This is a genomic window from uncultured Negativibacillus sp. (genome assembly GCF_944388365.1).
GTDB lineage: Bacteria > Bacillota > Clostridia > Oscillospirales > Ruminococcaceae > Negativibacillus.
Genome location: NZ_CALXIN010000074.1, coordinates 1 through 8,820 on the forward strand (window position 1 = coordinate 1; position 8,820 = coordinate 8,820).

Sequence of the window (8,820 nt, forward strand, 5' to 3'; positions counted from 1 at the left end):
TGGAGGTCAAATACAAGGGCAAAAACATCAGTGACGTGCTGGAGATGACCGCCGAAGAAGCCTGCGTCTTTTTTGAAAACATCCCCAAGATTGCCCGCAAGCTGCAAACGTTGTGCGATGTAGGGCTGGGCTATGTGAAACTGGGACAGTCGGCGACCACTCTGTCGGGCGGCGAGGCGCAGCGTGTGAAACTGGCGACCGAGCTGTCCAAAAAGGCCACCGGCAAGACTATCTATATCCTCGACGAGCCGACCACCGGTCTGCACGCCGCCGATGTTCACAAGCTCATCGACGTATTGCAGACGCTGGTGGACAGCGGCAACACAGTGGTGGTCATCGAGCACAACCTCGATGTCATCAAGACTGCCGACTACATCATCGACCTCGGTCCAGAGGGCGGCGACCGCGGCGGACAGATTGTTGCTACCGGTACACCGGAACAGGTTGCCGCGTGCAAAGGCTCCTACACCGGACAGTATCTGCGCAAAATTCTCGCCAGATAGACCTGCTCTCGACGCATTGACGCAGAATCAGCCGACAAATGGTTATTTCTTTGTCAGTTTTGTATCTTTACAATGTTATACCACCTTGGTATAATAAAAGCATGAAAATTGAAAGGAAGATGTGAAATGTCCGCAGTTAAAATTACCGATGGAATCTACTCTGTCGGCATCCAGAATCCGAACATGAGAGTGTTCGACATCGTTATGAAAACCGAATCGGGTACTACCTACAACTCCTACGTTGTACGCGGCAGTGAAAAAACCGCACTGATCGAGACCTGCCACGAAGGATTTTTCAATCTGTACCTTGATAATATCCGCGAAGTCTGCCCGCTGGAAGAGATCGACTACATCATCATGAACCACAATGAGCCGGACCACTCCGGTTCGATGGCAAAGCTGCTCGAACTGATGCCAAAGGCACAGATCGTTGCTTCTCAGGCTGGTTCTATGTACCTGAAAAATATCACCAACCGCTGTGACCTCGACGTTCTGCGCGTCAAGGACGGCGACACCATCGACCTGGGCGGCAGAGTGCTGACCTTCTTCTTTGCACCAAACCTGCACTGGCCGGATTCGATGTTCACCTGGGTAGAGGATGCAAAGACCCTGTTTACCTGCGACTTCCTCGGCTGCCACTACTGTGAGCCATACACCTTCGACACCAACATCGCTTATCCAAAGGCATACGATGCAGCACTGGCACTGTACTATGCAGCCATCTTTGGCCCATTTGCTTCCTTTGTCCGCAAAGGTCTGGAGAAGATTCAGGCACTGCCGGAGAAACCGGAATTCATCTGCACCAGCCACGGTCCGGTTCTGACCAAAGAGGGCAGAATGGACGAGGTTATCGCTCGCTACACCGAGTGGTCTGCACCGGTTGTCAACGAAGTTCCGCTGATTCCAGTGTTCTACACCTCCGCTTATGGCAACACTGCAAAGCTGGCTGAGAAGATCCGCGAAGGTATCCTCGAAGTAAAACCAAATGCAGACTGTCAGACCTACGACATCATCGAGCACGACATGGACAAGCTGCATGCGCTGGCTAACCGCTGCGATGCTTTTGCTGTCGGCAGCCCGACTCTCAACCGCGATGCAGTTCCTCCGGTATGGATGCTGCTGGCTGGCATCGACGCTATCAATGCAGCAAAGAAACCAGTTGCAGTCTTTGGTTCCTTCGGCTGGACCGGTGAAGCAGTTGGCAACATTCAGGCAAGACTGATGGGACTGAAGATGAACGTCTTTGAGGACGGCTTCAAGGTTACCTTTGTTCCAAGCGAAGAAGATCTGGAGAACGCAAAAGAGTTCGGAAAAGCTTTTGCACAGAGCTTCTAAACAAAAACAGAACAGTATTTCTTAAAAACGGTCGGACGATGTCCGGCCGTTTTTTTGATGAAAAACAGGTTGACAGCTTGTGCTACAATAAAAATAAAACAGAAAGAAGGAATTTACATGAAGGTACTGTTATTAAACGGCAGCCCACATGCAGAAGGCTGCACCTATACGGCACTGAGTGAGGTAGCGGGTGCTTTGCAGGCAAACGGCATTGAGACCGAAATTTTTCAGATCGGAAAGGCTCCTGTTTCCGGCTGCATGGCCTGTGGTGCCTGCGGCAAGCTGGGACGTTGCGTCATCGACGACAAGGTCAACGAGTTTGTCCAGAAGGCCAGAGAGGCTGACGGCTTTGTGTTCGGTTCGCCGGTCTATTATGCCAGCGCATCCGGACAGATTACCTCCTTCTTGGATCGCGCCTTTTACAGCGGCGGCTCTGCCTTTGAGGGCAAACCTGGCGCTGCTGTAGTCAGCTGCCGCCGCGCAGGTTCCACTGCTTCGCTCGACCAGCTCAATAAGTATTTCACCATCTGCGGTATGCCGGTTGTTTCTTCCCGCTACTGGAACATGGTTCACGGCAATAAACCGGAGGAGGTAATGCAGGACAAAGAAGGCATGCAGATCATGCGCACACTGGGCAACAACATGGCCTGGCTGCTCAAATGCATCGATCTGGGACGCAAAAATGGCGTTTCCTTCCCACAAAAAGAGCCTGCTCAGCGCACAAACTTTATTCGATAAACTGCAAAACCGGCAGGAAAAGCCCACGGGCTTTTCCTGCTGATTTTTGTTTTATCGGGAAACATGTGTTTCATTTTAGAATCAAAACGACAAATTTCTGCTTGACAAGTGAGGAAACGGTGATATAATTAGTTTGTCAATCTAATTAAAAATAACACTTGTTACTTTTAAGCTGGATGAATCGGTCGAAAGGATGGCACAAATGAAACCGTTTGAAGAGCAACTCAATGCAGTGATCGTGGATACCTATCGTTCGATCCTCAAGGTGGAGGAAACAATCCTCAAGCGTTCCGACAAGATAGACCTCAGCATCAACGAGATGCACATGCTCGAAGCGGTGGGCAAGGGCAAGGACCGTCGTCGCACCATCTCGGAACTGGCGGAGGAACTTAACATCACTTTGCCGTCGGTGACGGTAGCAATCAACAAGCTGATGAAAAAAGGATATGTGGAAAAGGTCCGCGGAGAAGAGGACGGACGCATTGTGTACGTGTCGCTGACCAGAATGGGCAAAAAGATCGACTCGGTGCACCGCTATTTTCATGAGTCGATGGTCCGAAGCATCATTCGAGATATGACCGAGGAGGAACAGCAGATCCTGTACAAAGGGGTCATGAAGCTGGACCAGTTTTTGAAGGATCAACTCAAGTGATCCCAAAGAAGTAAACGAGGATAAAGCGAGGGGATAGACGATGTTCAGGATACTTTCAACGGCCAGTGCGCTGCCGCAGTGCCGAAAGACCAACGACGATCTTTCGACCTTTCTGGACACCAGCGACGAGTGGATCAGCCAGCGAACCGGCATCCGCGAGCGTGCGGTGTGTACCAACGAGAGCCTGACCGAGCTACTGAGTGCAGCGGGCAGACAGGCGCTGGAACGCGCAGGACTGCGCGCCGATCAGCTCGACCTGATCCTGTGTGCGACCATTCGAGGCGATTATATCACTCCGTCTCAGGCGTGCATCATCCAGAAGGAGCTGGGCGCCAGCTGTCCGGCAATGGACATCAGCGCAGCCTGCACCGGATTTATGTATGCACTGGATGTGGCAGCGGGATATTTTGCGCGCAAAAAGGTGCGCTATGTGCTGGTACTGGCTGGTGACACCATGTCCCGCCTGGTCAACTGGCAGGACCGTTCCACCTGTGTGCTGTTTGGCGATGCAGCCGGTGCGGTCATTTTGGGAGAGGGCGATGCACTGCGCTCCATTCTGCTGACCGCCGATGGAAACATCGACGTGTTAAACGTCCCGCACAGCGGCGGCAACAGTCCGTTCGACACCCTGCCGCAGCAGGAATCGTTTTTGAAGATGAACGGACAGGAAGTCTATAAGTTTGCGGTTTCTTCGATGTGCCGCGACGTCAAGGAAGCCTGCCGCCAGGCAGAGATTGAGCCGGAACAGCTTGACTGGCTGGTTCCGCATCAGGCGAACCTGCGCATCATCGAGTCGGCAGCCCACAAGCTGAAGATTCCGATGGAACGGTGCCTGACCGGCATCGAACATCTGGGCAACAGCTCGGCAGCCAGCATTCCGGTGGTGCTGGATCAGGCAAACACACAGGGTAAGCTCAAAAAGGGCGACCTGCTGGCGCTGACCGCCTTTGGCGCAGGTCTGACCACCGGCGCAGGCGTGATAGAGTGGTAATTATCCCACGTTGGATAAAGGATAGAATAATTTTTAATTTCAGGAGGAAACAACCATGGTATTGGAAAAAGTAATCAACATTCTGGCAGAGTATAAAGAGTGCGAGCCAAGCGAGATCAGCGAGAACTCCACCTTCGAGGAGCTGGAACTGGACAGCCTGGACACCGTCGATCTGATGATGAGCCTGGAAGATGAGTTCGGTGTAGAGATGGAGATGAGCGAGGACCTCAAAACCGTCGGCGACATCGTTAAAAAGATTGAAGAGCTGACTAAGTAATCTCTGTCGGCAGAAAGCAGAAAGCCGGAACCTCCCTGTGAGGTTCCGGCAAATTTGAAAAACAGGGGACTGTACGAAAGCGGCCGGTGAAACGGCAGATGGATCAACGGCTTGACCGACTTTTTAAGCGACAGCTTGGCTGATGACTTTTAAAGCAATGGCTTGATAGGTGGCTTTTAAAGCAATGGCTTGACCGGCGGCTTTTAAAGTGACGGCTTGATCGACGGCTTTTAAAGCGACAGTTTGACCGGCGGCTTATAAAGCGACGGTTTGACCGGCGGCTTTTGTACAGTCACGAGGAAAGGAATGTGTTCGTTATGATTAAAACTAATCTCTGTGAGCTTTTAAATATCAAATATCCAATCTTTCAGGGCGGTATGGCCTGGATTGCGGATGCATCGCTTGCTGCAGCAGTCAGCAATGCCGGTGGACTGGGCATCATCGCAGCGATGAACGCAAACGCCGCGTGGCTGCGTGAGGAGATTCACAAGGCACGCCAGCTGACCGACAAGCCTTTCGGCGTCAACATCATGCTGATGAGCCCTTTTGCCGATGAGGTATCCGACCTGGTCGTTGAGGAAAAAATTCCGATCGTTGTCACCGGTGCAGGCAACCCTGGCAAATACATGAAGAAATGGGTGGAGGCAGGCATCAAGGTGATTCCGGTCGTTGCATCCACCGCTATGGCAAGACTGGTGGAGAGAAGCGGCGCCTTTGCAGTTATCGCAGAGGGCGGCGAATCCGGCGGACACATCGGTGAGCTGACCACCATGACACTGGTTCCACAGGTATGCGACGCAGTCAAGATTCCGGTTCTGGCTGCCGGCGGCATTGCAGACGGCAGAGGAATCGCAGCAGCCTTCATGCTGGGTGCCTGCGGCGTACAGTGCGGTACCCGCTTCCTGGTTGCCAAGGAGTGTACCGTTCATCAAAACTACAAGAACAAGATCCTCAAAGCAAAGGACATCGACACTATCGCCACCGGCAAACGTCTGGGTCATCCGGTCCGCTGCCTGAAAAACCAGTTTACCCGCGAGCTGTTCAAGCAGGAATATAATTCCAGCGTCAGTGACGAGGAGCTGGAAAAGATGGGCGCCGGCGCACTGCGCAAGGCAGCCAGGGAAGGCGACGAGAAGAACGGCAGCTTTATGGCGGGACAGTGTGCAGCAATGGTTCATAAGGAGCAGACTGCACAGGAGATGATCGAGGAGATGTTCAGCGAGGCTGAAGAGATTCTCCGCGGCGCAAACCGTTTTTACCTGTAAATCTGAAGGAGAAGAGCAATGGGAAAGATAGCATTTTTATTTGCCGGACAGGGCGCACAGTACACCGGCATGGGCAAGGAGCTGTGTGAGATTTCCACTGCAGCGGCACAGGTATTCCAGAATGCGGATCAGCTTCGTCCTTCCACCAGTCAGCAGTGCTTTACTGCATCGGAGGAGGAGCTGGCACAGACCTGCAACACCCAGCCTTGCGTCTACTGCGTCGATCTGGCAGCAGCACGTGCGCTGGAGCAGAACGGAGTTCGTCCCGACGCTGTCGCAGGCTTTTCGCTGGGTGAGGTAGCGGCTCTGTGCTTTGCAGGTGCTTTTGAGGAGAAGGACGGCTTTTCCTTTGTCTGCCGCAGAGCACAGGTGATGGACAATGCCGCTCACCAGCATCCTGCCGGTATGGCGGCGGTGCTCAAGCTGGACAACGAGACGGTGGAAAAACTCTGCCAGGAGTTTGTAAAGGTCTATCCGGTCAACTATAACTGCCCGGGACAGCTGGTAGTTTCGGGCAGCAGCTGTGAGCTGGAGAGCTTCTGTGCACGAGTCAAGGAGTGCGGCGGCAAAGCGGTACCGCTGAAAGTCAGCGGCGGCTTCCACTCTCCGTTTATGGACAGTGCAGAGCAGCAGCTCAAACAGGAAATTGCACAGTTTCATCTGCATGCGCCATCCATGCCGGTCTATGCAAACCGCACCGCACAGCCTTATCCACAGAATGTGGAAGAATGCCAGATGCTGCTGACCGAGCAGATCACCCATCCGGTACAGTGGGAAACCACCATCCGCCGAATGGTCGAAGATGGCTTTGATACCTTTATCGAGGTGGGTCCAGGCAAAACGCTCAGTGGTCTGGTCAAAAAGATCGCCAAGGATGCCACCATCCTGCGGGTACAGGACGGCGAAACACTGACCCAGACGCTGGAAGCGCTGGGCAAAACAGCGGAGGAATAAGCAATGGAACAGAGAAGAACCGCGCTGGTCACCGGCGCATCCCGCGGCATCGGTAAAGCCATCGCTCTGCGCCTGGCAAAGGACGGCTGCAACGTGGCGGTCATCTATGCTGGCAATGAACAGGCAGCCAAGGATACCTGCGCCGAAATCGAGGCGCTGGGAGTGAGCAGTCTGTGCATCCGCTGCGACGTCTCCGACTCGATGCAGTGTGCGCAGGCAGTCGCACAGACCGTCGAAGCGTTCGGCGGCATCGACATTCTGGTCAACAACGCGGGCATCACCCGCGACGGACTGCTGATGTCGATGAAGGAGGGGGACTTCCAGAAGGTCATCAACACCAACTTAAACGGTGCATTTTATATGATTAAGCACAGCTGCCGCCAGTTTATCAAGCGCAGAAGCGGACGCATCATCAACATCAGCTCGATCTCCGGCGTCATGGGCAATGCCGGTCAGGCAAACTATGCGGCAGCCAAGGCCGGACTGATCGGTCTGACCAAGACCACCGCCAAGGAGCTGGCGGGCAGAAACATCACCTGCAATGCGGTTGCCCCTGGATTTATCCAGACCGATATGACCGCAGTGCTGTCCGATAAGGTCAAAGCGGCTATTTCCGAGCAGATTCCGCTGGGAAGAATGGGCGATGTGCAGGATATTGCAGCGGCAGTATCCTTCCTGGCTTCGCAGGAGGCCGGATATATCACCGGTCAGGTGCTGCGCATCGACGGCGGACTGAATATGTAAGCGGTCCACAGGAGGAACAAGGATGAATAGAGTAGTAGTCACCGGCATGGGTGTGATCTCGCCGGTTGGAAATGATATTGAAAACTTTTGGAACAGTCTGATTGCGGGCAAAAACGGCGTTGGAATGATTACCCGCTTTGATACCAGCGACCAGAAGGTCAAGGTAGCGGCCGAGGTCAAGGACTTTGAGCCGACCCAGTACATCGAAAAAGCACAGGTCAGAAAGACCGACCTGTTTACCCAATATGCCATCGCGGCAGCAGTACAGGCGATGCAGGATGCAGGCCTTGCTGCCGGAGAAAATATCGAGGCGGAACGTCTGGGCGTCTATGTCGGTTCCGGTACCGGCGGCATCGGCACCATCACCGAACAGTGCGGCAAGTTTTTCCAGTCCGGACCGCGCCATATCTCCCCATTTTTGATCCCGATGATGATCGGCAACATCGCGGCGGGCAACATCGCCATCCGCTTTGATGCACAGGGACCAAACCTGCCGGTTGTCACCGCCTGTGCCACCTCCACCCATGCTTTGGGTGAGGCGTTCCGCGCCATCCGCTATGGCTATGCCGACGCCATCATTGCCGGCGGCGCCGAGGCAGCCATCGATCCAGTTGGAGTGGCAGGCTTTGCAAACTGCAAGGCGCTGACCACCAACGAGGACCCAGAGAGCGCCTGCACACCATTTGACAAACGCAGAAGCGGCTTTGTCATGGGCGAAGGCGCCGGCATCCTCATCCTGGAGGAATATGAGCATGCAAAAGCAAGAGGTGCGCATATCTACGCAGAGATGGTCGGCTACGGCAACACCTGCGATGCTCACCACATCACTGCTCCACATCCAGAAGCAAAGGGTGCATCCCGTGCCTTTCGTCTGGCGCTGGAGGAGGCAGGCATCACCGATCTGAGCGGCGAGTGTATCTATGTCAATGCGCATGGCACCTCCACTCCACTCAACGATAAATCCGAGACACTGGCCATCAAGCTGGGACTGGGTGAGGAAGCTGCAAAGAAAGCCTATATCAGCTCAACCAAGTCGATGACCGGTCACATGCTGGGTGCAGCAGGCGCTGTCGAGGCGATTGCCGCTGTCAAGACCCTCGAGACCGGCATCATTCCGCCAACCATCCACTACGAGCAGCCGGATGAGGACTGTGACCTCAACTATGTGCCAAACAAGGCGGTCGAAGCACCGGTGACCCTGGCGCTGTCCGATTCGCTCGGTTTTGGCGGCCACAACGGCTGTATTGCCTTTGTGAAGGTAAAGGACTAGAAGTATCTTTATATAACATAGAAGGCGTCTGCCGTTTGATTCAGAACGCCATCCCCTTTTAACCGTACAGCGTTAACACAGGGGAATGATT

General features: G+C 53.9%; 10 protein-coding genes. All 10 read left to right on the forward strand.

Going from position 1 to position 8,820, the window contains the following annotated elements:
• Positions 1-503: ATP-binding cassette domain-containing protein (locus Q0L39_RS09105; protein ID WP_296628556.1), on the forward strand; the 503-nt coding region annotated here is incomplete at its 5' end.
• A 126-nt stretch (positions 504-629) separates the two neighbouring features.
• Positions 630-1,838 (forward strand): FprA family A-type flavoprotein, encoded by a 1,209-nt coding sequence (locus tag Q0L39_RS09110; protein ID WP_296628558.1) that lies wholly within the window; start codon positions 630-632, stop codon positions 1,836-1,838.
• A gap of 117 nt (positions 1,839-1,955) precedes the next feature.
• On the forward strand, positions 1,956-2,576 hold the full coding sequence (locus Q0L39_RS09115; RefSeq protein ID WP_296628560.1) for a flavodoxin family protein: 621 nt from the start codon (positions 1,956-1,958) through the stop codon (positions 2,574-2,576).
• 202 nt (positions 2,577-2,778) lie between these two features.
• Positions 2,779-3,228: a MarR family transcriptional regulator gene (locus Q0L39_RS09120; RefSeq protein WP_296628562.1), complete on the forward strand. Its 450-nt coding sequence runs from the start codon at positions 2,779-2,781 to the stop codon at positions 3,226-3,228.
• 40 nt (positions 3,229-3,268) lie between these two features.
• A complete protein-coding gene (locus tag Q0L39_RS09125) occupies positions 3,269-4,219 on the forward strand; it encodes a beta-ketoacyl-ACP synthase III (RefSeq protein WP_296628563.1) in 951 nt (316 codons plus the stop codon).
• 55 nt (positions 4,220-4,274) lie between these two features.
• On the forward strand, positions 4,275-4,496 hold the full coding sequence (locus tag Q0L39_RS09130; RefSeq protein WP_296628564.1) for an acyl carrier protein: 222 nt from the start codon (positions 4,275-4,277) through the stop codon (positions 4,494-4,496).
• Positions 4,497-4,813: 317 nt separating this feature from the next.
• Positions 4,814-5,761: an enoyl-[acyl-carrier-protein] reductase FabK gene (gene fabK, locus Q0L39_RS09135; protein ID WP_296628566.1), complete on the forward strand. Its 948-nt coding sequence runs from the start codon at positions 4,814-4,816 to the stop codon at positions 5,759-5,761.
• An 18-nt stretch (positions 5,762-5,779) separates the two neighbouring features.
• Positions 5,780-6,715: an ACP S-malonyltransferase gene (fabD, locus tag Q0L39_RS09140; protein ID WP_296628568.1), complete on the forward strand. Its 936-nt coding sequence runs from the start codon at positions 5,780-5,782 to the stop codon at positions 6,713-6,715.
• 3 nt (positions 6,716-6,718) lie between these two features.
• Positions 6,719-7,459, forward strand: coding sequence for a 3-oxoacyl-[acyl-carrier-protein] reductase (fabG, locus tag Q0L39_RS09145; protein WP_296628570.1), 741 nt, complete (start codon positions 6,719-6,721; stop codon positions 7,457-7,459).
• Positions 7,460-7,481: 22 nt separating this feature from the next.
• Positions 7,482-8,729, forward strand: coding sequence for a beta-ketoacyl-ACP synthase II (gene fabF, locus Q0L39_RS09150; RefSeq protein ID WP_296628572.1), 1,248 nt, complete (start codon positions 7,482-7,484; stop codon positions 8,727-8,729).
• Positions 8,730-8,820: the final 91 nt, after the last annotated feature.